This window comes from Nocardioides marinisabuli (assembly GCF_013466785.1).
Classification (GTDB): domain Bacteria; phylum Actinomycetota; class Actinomycetes; order Propionibacteriales; family Nocardioidaceae; genus Nocardioides; species Nocardioides marinisabuli.
In genome coordinates, this window is record NZ_CP059163.1 from 1,312,924 (window position 1) to 1,329,922 (window position 16,999).

Consider the following 16,999-nt stretch of genomic DNA (forward strand, 5'->3'; position numbering starts at 1 on the left):
AGCACCACCTGGTCGCGGGCGAGGTGACGGGTGCCCTTCGCGGCGGCGTACCCGACCCTGCTGACCCTCACCCGCCCGAGCCTGCCACGCCCGGGTCTTGTCCAGGCCGGTCGAGCCTGGTGAGGTACGCGGTGTGACCCAGGACTCCTACGCCGCCGGCCCCACCGAGCCGCCCCTCCCGGACACCACGATCGGCGCCGACCTCTCGCGCACCGTGGCCGCCCATCCCGACCGGGAGGCGCTGGTGGAGGTCGCGAGCGGACGCCGCTGGACCTGGCGCGAGCTCGAGGACGACGTCGACCGGGTCGCCAAGGGGCTGATGGCCGCCGGTGTCGAGAAGGGCGACCGGGTGGGCATCTGGGCGCCGAACTGCGCCGAGTGGACCCTCGTGCAGTACGCCGCCGCCCGCACCGGCGCGGTGCTGGTCAACGTCAACCCGGCCTACCGCACCCACGAGCTGGCCTACGCGGTCAACCAGAGCGGCCTGTCGCTGATGGTGGCCGCGACGTCGTTCAAGTCCAGCGACTACACCGCGATGCTGCGCGGGGTCGGCCCGCAGTGCCCCGACCTGCGCCGGGTCGTGCACATCGGCACCGACGACTGGGACGCCCTGGTCGCCGGCGGCGACGACGTCAGCGACGAGGCGCTGGCCGAGCGTGCCGGCTCGCTGGACCCCGACGACCCGATCAACATCCAGTACACCTCGGGCACCACCGGCTACCCCAAGGGCGCGACGCTCACGCACCGCAACATCCTGGGCAACGGCTTCATGACCACCGAGCTCATCGGCCTGGGCCCCGAGGACCGGCTGTGCATCCCGGTGCCCTTCTACCACTGCTTCGGGATGGTGATGGGCAACCTGGGCTGCACCTCCCACGGCACCACCATGGTGATCCCGGCGCCCGGCTTCGACCCCGAGACGACGCTGCGCACCATCGCCGCGGAGCGCTGCACCGGCGTCTACGGCGTGCCGACGATGTTCATCGCGATGCAGAACCACCCCACCTTCGCCGAGCACGACCTCAGCAGCCTGCGCACCGGCATCATGGCCGGCTCGGTCTGCCCGGTCGAGGTCATGAAGCGCTGCGTCGACGACATGCACATGAGCGAGGTCGCGATCGCCTACGGCATGACCGAGACCTCGCCGGTCAGCTGCCAGACCCGCGTCGACGACGACCTCGAGCGGCGTACGGCGACCATCGGGCGGGTGCACCCGCACCTGGAGATCAAGGTCGTCGACCCGGTCACCGGCGAGACCCTGCCCCGCGGCACCGCCGGCGAGTACTGCACCCGCGGCTACTCGGTGATGCGCGGCTACTGGGACGACGCCGAGCGCACCGCCGAGGCGATCGACGCCGACGGCTGGATGCACACCGGCGACCTGGCAGTCATGCGCGAGGACGGCTACTGCACGATCGTGGGCCGGATCAAGGACATGGTGATCCGCGGCGGCGAGAACATCTACCCCCGCGAGATCGAGGAGTTCCTGCACACCCACCCGGACGTCGAGGACGTCCAGGTCATCGGCGTCCCCGACGAGCGGTACGGCGAGGAGCTCTGCGCCTGGGTCCGGCTGCGTGAGGGCGCGGAGCCGCTGGACGCCGCCGCGGTGCGGTCCTTCTGCGAGGGCCGCCTGGCCCACTTCAAGATCCCGCGCTACGTGCTGGTCGTCGAGGAGTTCCCGATGACGGTGACCGGCAAGATCCGCAAGGTCGAGATGCGCGAGGAGACCACGAGGATGCTCGAGCTCTGAGGACCCTTCCGTAGGATCGGGCGCGCAGAGGGTTCAACGCGCGCTTGGAGGTGGGTTCGGCGCGTCGCTGTGACGCACCCGAAAGGCACCACCCCGTGACCCCCCTGTCCTCCTACCGGCGACTGATCGACCTCGCCGGCCCCACCTACGTCCTGGTGGCGTTCCTCGGCCGCCTGCCCCTGGCGATGAGCCAGCTCGGCACGCTGCTGCTCGTCTCGACCGCGTCGGGCAGCTACGGCCTGGGCGGCCTCTCGGCCGGCGCCCTGGCCGTGGCCAACGCGCTCGGCGCCCCGGCCGCCGGTTCACTGGCCGACCGCATCGGGCAGCGCCCGGTCGTGCTCGTCCAGTCCCTGCTGGGCGCCGCCGGCCTCGTGCTCCTGGTGGCAGCGGTCGGCGCCGACGCCGGTGACGCGGCCGTCGTGGCCATCGCGGCCGCGACCGGTCTGGCGATGCCCCAGGTCGGCCCGCTCGCCCGGGTGCGCTGGCGACCAATGACCGAGGGCACCGGCCCGCAGCAGCGCCGCCTCGTCGACGCCGCCTTCTCGTACGAGGGCGCGGCCGACGAGGCCTCGTTCGCGCTCGGCCCCGCGCTGACCGGCCTGGCCGCGGTGCTGGTCTCCCCCAGCGGCGGCCTGGTCCTGGCCGCGGTCCTGCTGGCGGTCTTCGGCAGCGCCTTCGCCCTCGACGGCTCCGCCCGGCTGGTCCCCCGCCACGACCACGCGGCGCACCCCGGCCGCCTGGTCAGCCTCGTCTTCGTGGTGCTGGCCGCCGCCCAGCTGCTGGTCGGCGTGCTCTTCGGCGCCACCCAGACCGGCGCGACGGTGCTGGCCACCGAGGCCGGCCAGCCCGGGGTCGCCGGCCTGGTGCACGCCACGCTCGGCGTCGGCAGCGCGGTCGCCGGCATCGCGACGGCGTACCTTCCCGAGCGGATCGGCCACGAGCGGCGCGCCCTGGTCGCCGCGCTGGCCCTGGCCGCGCTCAGCTGGCCGCTGCTGCTGGTCGAGAGCCTCCTCGGGGCGACCGCGGTCGTGCTGGTGCTGGGCTGCGCGGTGGCGCCGTACATGATCGCGGTCTTCTCGCTGGCCGAGCGGGTGGTGCCGCTGCCGCGCGTGGGGGCCGCGATGACGACGCTGGCCAGCGCCACCGGCATCGGCTACGCGCTGGGCTCGTCGGTGGCTGGCCGGCTCGCCGACGTGCACGGCTCGACGGCCGCCTTCGCGGTCACGGTCACCACGACCCTGCTCGCCACCGTGCTGATGGCCACCCAGCAGCGGCGGCTGCGCACGGCCGTCAGCGACAGCCAGGAGCAGGAGCCTCTCGCCAGCGACCTCGTGTAGGTGCCATCCTCGGAGGATGCGGGTCGAGCAGGCCACCCCCGAGCAGTACGAGGCGCTCATCGCGCTCGGTGTCGCGCGCAACCGCCACCTCACCGGCTCCGACGCCGGCTGGCAGCTGATGGTGCCGGAGACCTGGCCGGGCCTGGTGGCCCTGCAGGCGGTGCGCGGCGACGGCACCACGCTCGGCTACGGCTGGATCACCCGCGGCACCCACCTGCCCCCGGGCTGGGCGGTGGAGTGGCTGACCGTGGCCGAGGGCGCGGAGGGCTGCGGGGTCGGCTCGGCGCTGCACCGGGCGCTCTCGAGCCGCACCCCGGCGGGCACGACCCTGATGACCAGCCGGGTCTTCGACGACGAGCCCCGCTCCCTGGCGGTGGCCCGGCACTGGGGCTACGAGGTCGAGGAGCTCTCGATCGAGTCGGCGCTGCCGCTGGTCGACCTGCCCGAGCCGCTGCCGCCGTCCGGGGTCGCGCTGGAGGCCTGCGACGACCTGCGGGTGCCCGACCAGGCCGCCTTCGACGCGATGCTGCGCGCCAGCCAGACCAACCCGGAGGCCGTCCGCGGCGGGCGCTACGTCACCGCCGCCTCGCTGCTCTCCTCCAGCCAGGGCGCCCGCTCGGTCGGGGTGCTGGCCCGCGTCGACGGGCGCCCGGCGGCCATCGCCCAGGGCACCGTCGTCGGCGAGGACTTCTTCATCGCCTACACCGGCGTCGACCCGGTCCACCGCGGCCGGGGGCTGGCGCTGATGGTCAAGATGGAGATCCACCGCCGCGCGGCCGCGGCCGGCGCCACGCTCTGCCTGACGGAGAACGAGGAGCACAACCGCGGCATCCGGGCCGTCAACGCGGCGCTGGGCTACGAGGTCCGCCACGGCACCTACCGGCTGAGGCGGACCCTGCCGTGACCCGGCGGTGGCTCAGGCCGCCTGGGCGAGCTTGCGGGCCTGCTGCTGCAGCCGGGCCTGGGCGGCGCGGCGCACCTTGGGGCCCTTGGTCGTCATGCCGTAGAGCAGCTTGAGCTGGCTGGGCAGGTTCTTGGCGTTGGTGGTGGCCATCCAGCCGTTGGGCAGGGAGAGCCGCACGACCTTGTGCCAGGCCGAGTAGACCTGCGCCGGCAGCGGCGCCTCGTGGTAGTTCAGGCCGTACTTGTCGAACAGCGCCTTCACCTTGGGTGCGACCTCCGCGTAGCGGTTGGAGGGCAGGTCGGGGAAGAGGTGGTGCTCGATCTGGTGCGAGAGGTTGCCGGTCATCACGTGCATCGCCTTGGAGCCGGAGATGTTGGCCGAGCCCAGCATCTGGCGCACGTACCACTGGCCGCGGGTCTCCTTCTCCGGGATCGCCTTCTTCTCGAAGGTCTCGACGCCCTCGGGGAAGTGGCCGCACATGATCACCGAGTGCGTCCACAGGTTGCGCACGAGGTTGGCGGTGGCGTTGGCGGCCAGGGTCGGCAGGAACGAGCCGGTCGGGATCGACAGGGCCGGGTGCACGACGTAGTCCTTGGTCGCCTGCTTGCGGATCTTGCCCAGGGTGCCCTTGACGTTGGCCTTGAAGGCCTCGCTGCGCTTGTGCTTGGGGGTGCGCAGGTTCTTGCCGAGCTCGAGGTCGTAGGCGGCGATGCCGTACTCGAAGAAGCAGGCGTTGATGAAGTTCCACAGCGGCTGCGCGAGGTACATCGGCACCCAGCGCTGGTCCTCGTCGACGCGCATGATGCCGTAGCCGAGGTCGTTGTCCTTGCCCACGATGTTCGTGTACGTGTGGTGGACCTCGTTGTGGCTGTGCTTCCACGCCTCCGACGGGGTCGCGTTGTCCCACTCCCAGGTGCTGGAGTGGATCTTGGGGTCGCGCATCCAGTCCCACTGGCCGTGCATGATGTTGTGGCCGATCTCCATGTTGTCGAGGATCTTGGCCACGCTCAGCCCGAGGGTGCCCAGCACCCACGCGGGCGGGAACACGCTGGCCAGCAGCATCGCGCGCGAGCCGAGCTCGAGCTTGCGCTGCACGTCGATGACCTTGCGGATGTACGCCGCGTCCGCGGCACCGCGGGAGTCGATGACCTCCTGGCGGATCGCGTCGAGCTCGGCGCCGATCTGCTCGATGTCGGCGTCGCTGAGGTGGGCGATCGGGTTCTCGGGCTTGCGGGTGATGGCAGTCATGGGGGTCTCCTCGCGTCGAGCGGTACGGGTGGTCGAGCGGGTCAGTGGTCGATGGAGCAGGCGCCGGCCGCGGCGCTCACGCAGGTCTGGACGAGGACGCCTCGCGGGTCGGTCTCGCCGGGCACGGCGGTGGTGACCTCGCCGTTGCGCAGGTCGCGCACCGAGCCCTCCTTCAGCGGCAGCACGCAGCCCATGCAGATGCCCATCCGGCAGCCGCTGGGCATCAGGACGCCGGCCTCCTCGGCCGCGTCGAGGATCGGGGTGGCGCCGTCGGCCTCGACGACCGTGCCGCCCTGGGCGAAGGTGACCGCGCCGCCCTCGCCGGGCGCGACCCGGGCGGTGCGGAACTGCTCGACGAAGAGCTCGACGCCGGCGGCGCGGTGGTGCTCCTCGAGCGCGTCGAGCAGGCCGGCGGGGCCGCAGGCGAAGGTGCGTCGCTCGGCCAGGTCGGGCACCAGGTCGTCGAGGTCGGCGACGTCGAGGACGCCGTGGGTGTCGTCGTAGCGGGCCACGAGGCGGATCGCGCCGGCCTCGTCGAGCGCCGCGAGGTCGTCGCGGAAGATCGAGCTCGGCTCGGTGGGGGCGACGTGGACGACCACGATGTCGAGGTCGTCGCTGCGGCGCAGGCGCAGCACGCCGGTGTCGGTGGCCGGGAAGAGGTTGCGCAGCATCCCGATGACCGGGGTGATCCCGGAGCCGGCGGTGACGAAGAGCAGCTTGGTCGGCTGGCCCACGACGGTCTCGGGCAGCACGAACTCGCCCGCGGCCTGCTCGAGGTGCACGGTGGTGCCGACCGTGGCGCGGTGCACCAGGAAGTCGCTGACCTTGCCGTCGGGCACGGCCTTGACGGTGATCGAGATCAGCCCGTCGCGGCGCGGGCCGTGGGTCAGGGAGTAGGCGCGCCAGTGGCGCACCCCGTCGACGTCGATGCCGATGCGCAGGTACTGCCCCGGCACGTGGCCGGCCCAGTCGGCGCCGGGCTTGATCTCGATGGTGGCCGCGTCGGCGGTCTCGGGGCGCACAGCGACGATCCGGCCGCGCAGCGGCGCGCCGCGGCGCAGCGGGACGAACACGTCGAGCACGTCGTCGACCTCGAGCGGGGTGACGGCGGCCTCGGCCACGCGCCGGACCTGCCGGCGCAGGGCGCTCGACCACGACGGTCGGGCGCCGGGGGCGGGGGCGAGGAAAGCGCTGGTCATGTGTTCCAGGATGCTGGACACAGGCGCTAAAGTCCTGTGCAGACGACGCAGACTTCTGCCTCCCTTTTGTTCGGAGCGAACAACATGGCTCGACACATCCCCCGGCGTATCGCCGGCCACGGGCTCCAGCTGCCCGCCCGCGCGGTCACCGAGATGCGCGCCGACCTGGCCTCGGTCGCCGACCGGGTGGTGGCAGCGATCATCGCCGAGGTGCCGTCGTACGACGACGCGCTGACCGGGTCGATGGGCGAGAACATCCGCAACGCGGTGCAGCTGGCCCTGGGTGGCTTCCTGTCGCTGGCCAGCGGCCGGCGCGGCGCCGACCCCCGCACCCCCACCGCCCCCTCGGTCGAGGGCGCCTACCAGCTGGGCCGCGGCGAGGCCCGCAGCGGACGCAGCACCGACGCGCTGCTGTCGGCCTACCGGATCGGCGCCCGGGTGTCGTGGCGCGAGATGTCGGCGACCGCGGTGCGCGCCGGCATGGACGCCCCGACGCTGGGCGCCTTCGCCGAGCTGGTCTTCGCCTACATCGACGAGCTGTCGGCGGCCAGCGTGGCCGGGCACGCCGACGAGCTGGCCACCACCGGCCGGGTGCGCCAGCGCCTCCTGGAGAAGCTCGCGCGCCAGCTGCTGGCCGGGGCGCCCGCAGAGAGCGTGGCCGAGACCGCCGCCCGTGCCGAGTGGGAGCCGCCGACCACCCTGACGGCCGTGGTGATGCCCGACTCGCAGGTGCGCCCGGTGCTGGTCTCGCTGCCCGGCGCCACGATCGCGGTGACCGACGCCCCCGAGGTCGAGGAGGGCGGGCTGCTGCTGGTGCCCGACGCGCACGGCCGGGCCCGTGGCGCGCTGCTGCGCACGCTCGAGGGCCGCGACGCCGTGGCCGGTCCGCCGCGCCCCTGGCTGGAGGTCCGCGCCTCCCTCGACCGGGCCCGGCGGGCCCGGGCCCTGGGGCTGGGCCCCGACACCGAGAAGCACCTGCCGGCGCTGGTGCTGGCCGCCGACGCCGACGCCCGCGCCGACCTGCGCGAGGCGGTGCTCGCGCCGCTGGCCGACCTGCGCCCGGCCACCGCCGAGAAGCTCACCGAGACGCTGCGCTCGTGGCTGCTGCACCAGGGCCGCCGCGACGAGGTCGCCGCGGAGCTCTTCGTGCACCCCCAGACCGTGCGCTACCGGATGGGCCAGCTGCGCGACCTCTTCGGCGACGACCTCGAGGACCCCGAGACGGTGCTGGCGCTGGTGGTCGCGCTGGGCTGAGGGGGTGTGGCCGGGCGCCGTACGGTGGCCGCCATGACCTCTCGCCTCACCCGGGCCCTCGCCGCCGGTGCCACCGCCGCCCTGCTGTCCGGCGGCCTCCTCGCCTGCGGCGACGACCAGGAGCAGGAGGCGGCGCCCGCACCGACGCCCTCGAGCGACGAGGAGCGCGGCGAGCAGGGCAGCCGGCAGGGTGCGCGCGGGAGCGACTACCCGTCGTACGTCGCCCTCGGCGACTCCTACACCTCGGCGCCGTTCGTCCCCGAGACCGACCGCGACGACGGGTGCCTGCGCTCGAGCGGCAACTACCCCAGCCTCGTGGCCGCCGAGCTCGGCAGCGAGCTCACCGACGTCAGCTGCGCCGGCGCCCAGACGCTGTCGCTGGTCGGGGTGCAGCGCACCTTCGACGGCCAGAGCCGCCCCGCCCAGTTCGACGCGCTCGACGAGGACACCGACCTGGTCACCCTCGGCATCGGCGGCAACGACTTCGGGCTCTTCAGCACCCTGGCCTCGGGCGGGCTGGCGGTCGGCGAGGTGGAGGCCGACGACGTCGTCGGTGACATCACCGAGCAGCTCGACCAGGTGAGCGACCGGGTCACCTCGGCGCTGGCCGGCGTGGCCGACCGGGCACCCGACGCGCGGGTGATCCTGGTGGGCTACCCGCGGCTGGTGCCGGCGCAGGGCACCTGCTCCGCGCTGCCGCTCGACGACGAGGCGCTGCCGGTGGCGCGCACGCTCAACCGCGGGCTGGCCGACGCGCTCGAGAACGCCGCCCGGCGCGCCGAGGTCGAGTACGTCGACCTCTACGCGCTGAGCCAGGGCCACGACATCTGCTCCGACGACCCGTGGGTCAACGGCCAGGAGAACGACCCCGAGCGGGCGCTGGCCTTCCACCCCTTCGCCGCGGGGCAGGAGGCGGTCGCCGACGAGCTGCTGCGGCTGCTGGCGCAGACCCCCGCCGAGGCCGCTCGGTAGAAGTCGCAGCCCGGACCCATCCGGTCGGCCATCTCACCCGTCCGGGTGGGGAGTGACGTCGAACACCTCATGAGGCGCCCCTGGAGGAGGGGCCCATCTCACCGGAGGGAACAACCGTCATGAGCACCATCAAGAACCGCTTCGTCGCGACCGTCGCCACGACCGGACTGCTGGCCGCCGGACTTGCCACCACCGCCCCCGCGCAGGCCGCCGAGGCCAAGGGCGGCGGCACCAGCCTCGCCGAGGTCCTGGCCGCCGACGGCAACAAGTTCGACCGCACGGGCAAGGACTTCGACGTCCTCGACCGCGTGGTCCGCGTCGTGCTGAAGAAGAAGCCCGGCTCCACGGTCGGTGTCCTGGCCGACCCGTCGTTCGAGGCCACCGCCTTCCTGCCCAACGACTTCGCGTTCAAGAAGCTGACCCGCCACCTGGTCGGCGGCAAGGCCGCGCGCACCGAGCGTCGCGCCGCGAAGGCGCTGATCAAGAACGTCGACGTCGACACGCTCGAGACCGTGCTGCTCTACCACGTGGTGCCGGGCGAGCCGCTGGACTCCGGCGCGGTCGCGAAGGCCGACGGCGTCGCCCTCACCACCGCCCAGGGCGGTGACGTGACGGTCCACGTCAACGGCAAGAACGGCGCGATCACCCTGCAGGACCAGGACCCCGACGCCAAGGACCCCCGCGTCGTCGCGGTCGACATCAACAAGGGAAACAAGCAGATCGGGCACGCCGTCAACCGCGTGCTGCGCCCGATCGACCTCTGACCCAGGGACCCGGTCAGGGGGCACGGCGGCCGGGACCGGGTGCTCAGTCGAGGGTGGTGAACACCTCTCGGCCGGCCACCCAGGTCCCGGCCACCTGCATGTCGCGCAGCTGACGCGCCTGCTCCTCGGCGGAGCCGTGGGGCAGCGGGTCGGCGTCGAGCAGCACCAGGTCGCCGCGGCTGCCGGCGCGCACGGTGGGCTGGTCGTCGACCGAGGCGGAGAGCACCTCCTGGGGGGTCAGCGCGTGCTCGCCGTGCCAGGCCTCGCGCTCGTCGCCGCTGCGGTGCACCGCGGCGGCCATCGCCAGCCACGGGTCGAGCGGGGAGACCGGGGCGTCGGAGCCCATCGCGAGCCGCACCCCGTCCTCGAGCATCCAGCGGAAGGCGAAGCAGCGCTCGGAGCGCTCGCCCCAGATCCGCTCGGTCAGGTCGCGGTCGTCGAGCAGGTGCGCCGGCTGCACGCTGGCCCGGATGCCCAGGCGCGCCATCTCGCGGACGTCGGCGCGGTTGACCATCTGGGCGTGCTCGATCGAGCCGCGCGCGCCGGTCTCGGCGTACGACGCGAGCGCCTCGGCGACGGCCGCGTCACCGATCGCGTGGGTGGCGACCTCGAGCCCGGCGGCGTGCGCGGTGCGCAGCAGGTCGCGCAGCTCGGCGCCGGAGAGGTTGGGCTGGCCGGAGGGGTACTCCAGGCGGTGCGCGTCGCCGTACGGCTCGCAGCACCAGGCGGTGCGGGTGTTGAGCGAGCCGTCGCTGATGATCTTGAGCGGGCCCATGGTCAGGCGCGGGTCGACGGGGCCGGCACCGAGCAGGTCGAGACGCAGCGGGTCGCCGCTGCGCAGCCCGTGCGCGAGGACAGGGTCGAGCCCCTCGGCGTACGTCGCCATCCGTACGCGCAGCACGTCGCAGCCCTCGACCCAGCGCTCGGCCCACTCGGCGGCGCCGCCGCTGAACTCGAAGTCGACGAGGCCGGCCACGCCCATCGACGCGGCGTGGTCGAGGGTGCGGCGGTAGGCCTCGGGGGAGGTGCCGTCGTTGCCGACGAGGCTGGCCAGGCGCGGGTAGGCGGCGAACCACTCGGCCTCGCGCACGACCGAGTCGCGCACCGGCATCGCGAGGAAGAGCAGGGCCACGGTGTTGAGCCAGGCGTGGTGGCCGTCGCCGGAGATCAGCACGACGGGGGTCTCGCCGGTGACGGCGTCGAGCTCGTGCACGGTGACGTCGCGGTCCCAGCCGGCGGAGCGGTGGCCCCAGCCGATGACGGGCAGGTCGGGGTACTCCGCGACGCGCTCGGCGACCATCGCCAGCGCGGCCTCGGGGCTGCGGGCGCCGCCGAGGTCGAGGCGGCCCGAGCTCAGCGTCCACTGGGCCAGGTGCACGTGCTGGTCCCAGAGGCCGGGGATGACCCAGCGGCCGTCGGCCTGGACCTCGCGCAGCCCGTCGGGTCGCTCGAGGCTCTCGCCCACGGCCGTGACGGTGCCGTCGGTGACCAGGACGTCGACGGGCTCGTGGGGCACGACGTCGCCCGCGTGCACCGGGACCAGGCGCGCGTGGCGGATGATCAGGCTGCTCATGGCGCAACGGTAGGGCCGGGACGCCCGTCACACCGACGTGCCCCCGAGGGTTTACCGTGAGCGCGTGAGCGTGCGCGGACTCGGGTCGGCCACCGCCGTGGTGGTGCTGCTCGCCCTGACGGGCGGGGTGGCGGGGTACGCCGTCGCGCGCGCCGACCGCGAGACGCCTGCCCCGCTGGGCGAGGTGCGGCCGATGGTGGCCGTCGACCCGGCGTACCCGACGGACCGGCCGGTGCTGGTGCGCGAGGACCGCGACGACCCGGCCCTGGCCCGTGACCTGCCGCTGCGGCGGGTCGAGCTGGGCATGGCGCCCTTCACGGTGTCGGTGTCGGTGCCGAAGGGGTGGGTGCGCAGCGACTCGGCGGGTGGCGAGTGGCGCTTCTACCCGCCGCCGGGGCCGGACGACGCGAAGAACCTCTACTTCCTGCGGGTGCGCCAGGTCGCCAACCTCTTCCAGAGCGTGCCGGCGGCGCGGGCTGCGCGGGTGGGGGCGCTGGCGACGGCCTCGGAGGTACAGGAGCTCGAGGTCGTCGAGGAGACCTACGACGGGCTGGAGGTCACCTACGTCGCGGAGGGCTTCCGGCGGCACTCGCTCGAGCGGTGGCTGACGACGCCGGGCACCGGTGAGACGGCGCAGTACTACCTGGGCATGATCGGGCGCGGGGTCGACCGCGACGCGATGGTGGAGCTGTTGGACCGGATCGCGGAGAGCGCCCGGGTCGGGTAGTCCGCCAGGCTCAGGCGGCGTGGTCGATGCGGCGGGTGCCGGTGTGGTCGACGAGGTAGAGCGCGCCGTAGGGGTCGAGCCACACGAACACGCCGGGGTAGGGCTGCTTGACCCGCATGTGCCCGTGGGTCTTGACGCGGTGGTGGGTGGTGGTCATCGGCCCGTAGTTCCCGACCTCGCTCGTACCCCCGGCGTCCCCGGGTGCCCAGGGGTCGGTGTGGTCGACCTGCATCCGGTTGCTGGTGCCGGAGGAGAAGGGGAACACGTCGGCCGGCGAGATCACCCGCACGGCCCGCCTATGTCGGGCCGGGATCTCGTAGGCATCGACCGGCACCTGACCCAACGGGTCCAGCACCGGGCGGATCGTGAACCTCGCGTGCGGTCCGAGGACGTCGCGGACCCACTCGCGGGTCACCGGGCCGTGGCCCTCCACCCGGCCGATCGGCGGCAGCGGTTCGCCCGCATCGGCGATGGAACGGCCGTCGAGGTGGACCACCAGCTCGGCGCGCGGCGCCAGGGCACCGATGTCGAGGCCCTCGGGGGCGGTGCCGGGGTTCGCCAGCATCAGCACCGCCAGCACCCGCCGCTCATCGGCACTCACCGCCGTGGGGGTCGGGTCGGGCTGCTCCTCACCCACCGGCTGGCGCAGGACCTCGGCGGCATGCGGATCATCAGGCAGTCGCTCGCGCAACCGCTCCGCGACAGCGCCGATGGCGGTGTCGAGCTGCTCGATCACCGGGATCGGGGCCCGGATCAGGAACGAGGCCATCCCGTGCTCAGGCGTCCCGATCTTCTTCGCGAACGTCGCCCGCCGGGCACGCTCCTCCTTCTCCCGCGCCAGCTCCGGTGCCGCAGCCGCGACCTTCCCGACCACCAGCGCCTCGAACCGGGTCCAGGTGATCCGCCCGTCCGCGGACTCCGCCACCTCGCCATCGACCCAGCCCGCCTCGAGGGCGTCGAGCTCGCGGGTCTTCGAGACCACGAACCGGGCATACGAGGCACGCACCTCCCCAGCCAGCACCCGCCCCCACAGCACCGGGTGGCGGTCCTGCAGGTCCTGCGCATCCGCGATCAACGCCGCGGCCGCATACGTGCTGCGACCGATCCGCGCCCCCAACAGCGACGCCGCGAACTCACTCACCGGCCGCGTGCCCGCACCGCCGTACTGCCTGACCTGCTCCCGCCCCGGCTTCGACACCTCAACAGGGTCCAACTTGTGGTCGGGATCGTTGAGCACCGCCCACCGGTACGCCACCACCAGCATCTGCACCTCCGCCTGCTGCGCGGTGGTCGCGAGCGCGGCAGCAGTGTCGAGGACAGCGTCCTCCGACATCTCCCCCACCACCGGCTTCCCGAGCATGAACCCACTCAAGCACCAGCCACCGACACTGAGGTCGGTCGCGAACTCGCACTGTGCAGAACGGCGACGAGCACTGCCTTTCGCCGCTAGAGTGCGCCCCGCGACTGTGTCTAATCGCCGCATCGGGGTCAAGTTTCCCGTCTCGGTCAGCTTTGATGCAGTGTGCGGTGGCTCGAGAACCGGGGTGCGGTGGCGGGGCCGAACGCTGCTACCCGGCGGCCAACGAGCTCGGACACGCTGAGGCTCAGCGCCGCGCTCTCGGCATCACGGTGCGCCACGAGGTGTCCCTCGTCGTCGACAGCGATGTATCCGTGTTCGAAGAGGGCGTCACAGCCGAGCCTGCACGCCAGCATCGCGGCCGAGGTGAAGTCGAGGCGCTCGGCTTCACCCAGGGAGTATCGCGGTGCGATGTGCGCCGCGACGAGAAGTCGCGGTGGGAGTAGGCGATCACAGATGGCGCATGGGGCTTCGGTGCGGTCGCCCAGGAGGTGCTGTCGAAGAAAGCGTTGCTCCCGTCGGACAGCGATCAGGGCGATGCCGTCGGTGGCGGTGTCGCGCGGCCGAGGAAATCTGCTTGCCTTTGGGATGGTGGCCGGGGCAGGAGAGTCCGCGGTCATGCGAGGTCCGCGGCCGGGGTTGTTCGCGCTCTTGGCCTTCGCGACGCAGGTAAGGCACGCCGGGAGACCGCGCATCTGGTCGTTGGTGGCGAGCAGAGGTGGCTCTCCCAGCAGCCGGTCGTCGGCGCCGCGGAACCAATGGGAGCAGTCTAAGAAGTGCCGCATCCTGATCGGGGATCCGTTCGGCTCCTGGGTCTCTCGGTCAATCGGCACCTTTACCCACTCGATTGTGGGCCAGTCGAACGACTCCTGCCGGCCTTGGCGCGCGGCAAAGAGCCGAGCCAACTCCAGAGCAGGCAGGTATTGCTCTACGGCGGCGCGACCGTTCTCGAACCTGACGCCCTCCTGCTCAAGGACGTCGTTGGGGTCGTCGTTTCGGTCGGGGTTGCTCCAGCGGAAGCCGCTTCCGTGTCGTTGTCCGCCAGATGTGAGCACCCTGACGGCGTTCGGGCAACGTGGGCAGTTCTTGATGTGGCTACCCAGACCTCGCGAGTGGACGTCGACCAACGACCCCACATCGCCATAGGTGGTCCATCGACCCGCCGGAATGACTGACATGAGTGTGTGGAGCGCGGCGAACTCGTCAGCCTTCGATGGCGGTCGGAGGAGGCGGAAGCGGGTATCGCTAACTCGCTCGGCCCAGCCCTCATCCTTGAGTACGCGGTGTGCCTGGCGACGGATGGCGTCGTTCTCGGGCATCGTCCGCCCCGACTCGGCGGGAGGCCCGGCCAGGTCGGCGATGAGCCACTTGAGCGCACCGCGGGGTGTTGGCTCATACAGCCTGGTTTGATCGCCGCGGTCGTCGGTGGCGATGTCCCACATCCTGGCGTACAGGTCATCGAAGTCGAGTTCGTATGTGGCGGCACGCAGGGTGGGCGACATGTGTCGACAGCGTACGGGGCCTGACGGGCCGGCACTCACAGATCGCCCGGGCGAACGCCGTCGCTCCGCGCAATGCGTGGGTTCTCTGGCAAGGTAGGGCTGAGCTCCCCTAAGGGATCCGCGTCAGACGCGGCCGGTAATCCAGGTGACGGGTCTGTACTCTGTGTGCACATCAGATGTGCGTCTTTCTGACGCTAGTACGCGGACCCTGGCCCGTCATCGAGGGGCTTTCACCGCTCCTCTACATACTTGAGGACTTGCGCCCGCTGACGTCGCTGGCCGACCCTGCTGTGCCAGTCGTTGCGCAGCCACATATGGACTCTCGCCTCGGCTCGATCTAGTTCATCTGAGACAGCGCTGCCGTTGACCAAGATCAACCCGTGCTCGGGCTCTTCCTCGGTAGCGTTCCAGAAGGCCTCGGCTGCCTCAGACAGCGAACCAATGATGGATTCCGGAACCCCAACTTCGCGGAGATGAACGCGTAGTCGCCCGAGGTACACCTGAAGCTGCACCCAACCGTCAAGAGCGTCTTTCGACCAAACCTGACGGCGCATGTCCGCTAGAAGATCTCCAGCTGCAACTCGGCGAGAGTATCCCGAGTTCGACCTCTGAAGAAAAAAAGTCGTTAGGGCACCGAGCAACAGTGTCACGATTGGGAGGATGCGGTCGAAGACGTCCACAAGGCGAGGTTCCCATACGTTCAAGGCCCGAGCATGCTGCGTGACGAAGTCCCCCGCTCAGACAGGGCAGGTTCCTACGGGCCAATCTCAACCGATATGTGTCACTTCACCGCGTTCGTCGCTACGCGACCCTGGCGCCTGCACTGCCGCGGCGATGGTCCATACTCCTACCGAGCCGGGCTCGTCAGAGGCCGGCCCTGCGGACGTGGTGTAGTTGCAGCGCGCTTCCCTTCCAGGGAAGAGGTCGAGGTTCAAATCCTCGCGTCCGCTCCAGTCTTTCCCGGGGCCTGCGGCCTCACTGCAGGTTCGCGTGCCGCCGGTGCATCTCCTCGCGAGTCGCCAGGTCGCCGGCGTCGATCGCCAGCACCGCCGCGTCGAGCGTGAGCAGCGCGGCCTGCTCGTAGAGGCTGCCGCCGAACTGCACCGACGCCGAGACCGGTACGTCGAGCGTGACGTCGGCCAGGCTGCGCAACGGGCTCGGGCCGGCCGTGGTCACCAGCGCGACGGCGGCGCCGACCCCGCGGGCGGTCTCGGCGTGGTGCCGGCTCACCGCGGTCGTGCCCGAGGCCGAGAGCACCAGCAGCGCGTCCCCGGCGCTGATGGACGGGGCGGTCGCCTCGCCGACGACGTGCGCGCGGTGGCCCAGGTGCACCAGCCGCATCGCCGCCATCCGCGCCACCAGCCCCGACCGGCCCTGGCCGGTGCAGAACCAGGTCCGGCCCGGCTCCCGCAGTTCTGCGACCAGACGGTCGAAGGCGTCCTGGTCGACCTCGGCCAGCACCCCCGCGACCTCGTCGACGACACGACGGATGGCGCTCACGACGCCGCCCCTGCCAGGGCGCGGCCGGCGACGGCGTACCGGGCGCCGGCGGCCGAGATCCGCTCGAGCCCCTCGTCGGTCACGCCCCCGTCGACGCCGGCCGGCCAGCCGCGCCCGCGCGCTGACTCGACGAGTCGCAGCCGGTCGAGGTCGGCCAGTTGCCCGGGCTGGCCGGGCGGGGTCAGCAGCACCAGCAGCCCGTCGGCGTCGGCCTCCCGCAGCCGCGCGAGCGCGAGCGGCTCGTCGTGGACCGCCAGCCAGACCTCGGGCGCCTGGCGCCGGCTGCGGCGTACGAGGTCGACGACGTCGTCGCGGCCGTCGCACTGCAGCGTCACCCTGCCGATGCCCCGCTCGGGCAGGGCGGCCAGGTCGCTCTCGAGGTCATCGACCATCAGGTGCACGTCGAGCCGGACGTCGGGGAGGCCTGCCAGCTCGTGCACCTCGTCGAGGCCCACCCCGGCCTGGCCGCGGTAGGAGCCCTCGATGCGGTCGGCGTGCACCCAGTGGCCCCGCTCGGTCAGCGAGCGCGCGTGGCGCAGGCGGTCGGCGGCCGGGACGGCGATGACGCTGCCCGCCAGGGTGACGTCGAGCGCCGCGGCGTGCACGAGCAGCGTCACGACCGGTCCCCTCCGCGCCACTCGGCGGCGGCGAGGTAGCGCGCGAACAGCTCCTCTAACGCGCCACCCGGCCGCGGCTGGGTGTCGGGCAGCAGCTCGGCGGCCCGGGCGTCACGCACGTCGCGTACGTCGTCGCCGTGCAGGCAGGCGGCCGCCTGGAGCGCGGCGCCGTCGGCCACCGCCTCGACCGAGGTCGACATATGCACCGTGGCGCCGGTGGCGATCACCCGCCCCGATGTGTTGGCGCCGACCGCAGCCGGGCCGCCCCCGCTAACCAGTCCACCGCCGCGAC

The 16,999-nt window shown here is 72.5% G+C and carries 15 protein-coding genes and 1 tRNA gene; 8 read left to right on the forward strand and 8 right to left on the reverse strand.

What is annotated here, in order from left to right:
- Nucleotides 1–133 precede the first annotated feature (133 nt).
- The 3 genes from H0S66_RS06380 to H0S66_RS06390 all read left to right on the forward strand — a co-directional run bounded on the left by H0S66_RS06380 (nucleotide 134) and on the right by H0S66_RS06390 (nucleotide 3,994).
- Nucleotides 134–1,753: an AMP-binding protein gene (locus tag H0S66_RS06380; RefSeq protein WP_179614638.1), complete on the forward strand. Its 1,620-nt coding sequence runs from the start codon at nucleotides 134–136 to the stop codon at nucleotides 1,751–1,753.
- Nucleotides 1,754–1,848: 95 nt separating this feature from the next.
- A complete protein-coding gene (locus H0S66_RS06385) occupies nucleotides 1,849–3,090 on the forward strand; it encodes an MFS transporter (protein WP_179614639.1) in 1,242 nt (413 codons plus the stop codon).
- A 16-nt stretch (nucleotides 3,091–3,106) separates the two neighbouring features.
- Nucleotides 3,107–3,994, forward strand: a complete 888-nt coding sequence (locus tag H0S66_RS06390; RefSeq protein ID WP_179614640.1) for a hypothetical protein — start codon at nucleotides 3,107–3,109, stop codon at nucleotides 3,992–3,994.
- A 12-nt stretch (nucleotides 3,995–4,006) separates the two neighbouring features.
- Here the strand turns inward: H0S66_RS06390 and H0S66_RS06395 are convergent, their stop codons facing one another.
- Entirely contained in the window at nucleotides 4,007–5,242 is a 1,236-nt protein-coding gene (locus H0S66_RS06395; protein WP_179614641.1) for a fatty acid desaturase family protein, read from the reverse strand.
- Between the two features lie 41 nt (nucleotides 5,243–5,283).
- The gene (locus H0S66_RS06400) at nucleotides 5,284–6,441 is read right to left on the reverse strand and encodes a ferredoxin reductase (RefSeq protein WP_179614642.1); all 1,158 of its coding nucleotides are present in this window, start codon (nucleotides 6,439–6,441) and stop codon (nucleotides 5,284–5,286) included.
- A gap of 84 nt (nucleotides 6,442–6,525) precedes the next feature.
- Between H0S66_RS06400 and H0S66_RS06405 the strand changes: the two genes are divergently transcribed.
- The 3 genes from H0S66_RS06405 (at nucleotide 6,526) to H0S66_RS06415 (ending at nucleotide 9,431) form a co-directional block, all read left to right on the forward strand.
- The gene (locus H0S66_RS06405) at nucleotides 6,526–7,695 is read left to right on the forward strand and encodes a PucR family transcriptional regulator (protein ID WP_179614643.1); all 1,170 of its coding nucleotides are present in this window, start codon (nucleotides 6,526–6,528) and stop codon (nucleotides 7,693–7,695) included.
- A 33-nt stretch (nucleotides 7,696–7,728) separates the two neighbouring features.
- Nucleotides 7,729–8,667 carry an SGNH/GDSL hydrolase family protein gene (locus H0S66_RS06410; RefSeq protein WP_179614644.1) on the forward strand — a complete coding sequence of 313 codons (939 nt, stop codon included), beginning with the start codon at nucleotides 7,729–7,731 and terminating at the stop codon, nucleotides 8,665–8,667.
- 119 nt (nucleotides 8,668–8,786) lie between these two features.
- The gene (locus H0S66_RS06415) at nucleotides 8,787–9,431 is read left to right on the forward strand and encodes a fasciclin domain-containing protein (RefSeq protein ID WP_179614645.1); all 645 of its coding nucleotides are present in this window, start codon (nucleotides 8,787–8,789) and stop codon (nucleotides 9,429–9,431) included.
- Nucleotides 9,432–9,474: 43 nt separating this feature from the next.
- On the opposite strand, the gene H0S66_RS06420 is transcribed toward H0S66_RS06415, so the two are convergent.
- A complete protein-coding gene (locus H0S66_RS06420) occupies nucleotides 9,475–11,004 on the reverse strand; it encodes an amidohydrolase (RefSeq protein ID WP_179614646.1) in 1,530 nt (509 codons plus the stop codon).
- A 64-nt stretch (nucleotides 11,005–11,068) separates the two neighbouring features.
- Here H0S66_RS06420 and H0S66_RS06425 point away from each other — a divergent pair, with 64 nt between their 5' ends.
- Entirely contained in the window at nucleotides 11,069–11,731 is a 663-nt protein-coding gene (locus H0S66_RS06425; RefSeq protein ID WP_179614647.1) for a hypothetical protein, read from the forward strand.
- 10 nt (nucleotides 11,732–11,741) lie between these two features.
- Here the strand turns inward: H0S66_RS06425 and H0S66_RS06430 are convergent, their stop codons facing one another.
- Both H0S66_RS06430 and H0S66_RS06435 read right to left on the reverse strand, forming a co-directional pair.
- Nucleotides 11,742–13,214 (reverse strand): DUF222 domain-containing protein, encoded by a 1,473-nt coding sequence (locus H0S66_RS06430; RefSeq protein WP_338037247.1) that lies wholly within the window; start codon nucleotides 13,212–13,214, stop codon nucleotides 11,742–11,744.
- A 23-nt stretch (nucleotides 13,215–13,237) separates the two neighbouring features.
- Nucleotides 13,238–14,590 (reverse strand): MGMT family protein, encoded by a 1,353-nt coding sequence (locus H0S66_RS06435; RefSeq protein ID WP_179614649.1) that lies wholly within the window; start codon nucleotides 14,588–14,590, stop codon nucleotides 13,238–13,240.
- Between the two features lie 879 nt (nucleotides 14,591–15,469).
- Between H0S66_RS06435 and H0S66_RS06440 the strand changes: the two genes are divergently transcribed.
- A tRNA-Gly gene (locus tag H0S66_RS06440) sits at nucleotides 15,470–15,543 on the forward strand.
- Nucleotides 15,544–15,565: 22 nt separating this feature from the next.
- Here H0S66_RS06440 and hxlB read toward each other — a convergent pair.
- Genes hxlB through H0S66_RS06455 form a run of 3 tightly spaced genes read right to left on the reverse strand, consistent with a single transcriptional unit; the run spans nucleotide 15,566 to nucleotide 16,934 of the window.
- Nucleotides 15,566–16,090 (reverse strand): 6-phospho-3-hexuloisomerase, encoded by a 525-nt coding sequence (gene hxlB, locus H0S66_RS06445; protein ID WP_179614650.1) that lies wholly within the window; start codon nucleotides 16,088–16,090, stop codon nucleotides 15,566–15,568.
- Entirely contained in the window at nucleotides 16,087–16,707 is a 621-nt protein-coding gene (locus tag H0S66_RS06450; protein WP_179614651.1) for a beta/alpha barrel domain-containing protein, read from the reverse strand. Before H0S66_RS06450 ends, hxlB begins: the two co-directional genes overlap by 4 nt.
- Nucleotides 16,704–16,934, reverse strand: a complete 231-nt coding sequence (locus H0S66_RS06455; protein WP_179614652.1) for a hypothetical protein — start codon at nucleotides 16,932–16,934, stop codon at nucleotides 16,704–16,706. The genes H0S66_RS06450 and H0S66_RS06455 overlap by 4 nt, the downstream gene beginning before the upstream one ends.
- Nucleotides 16,935–16,999: the final 65 nt, after the last annotated feature.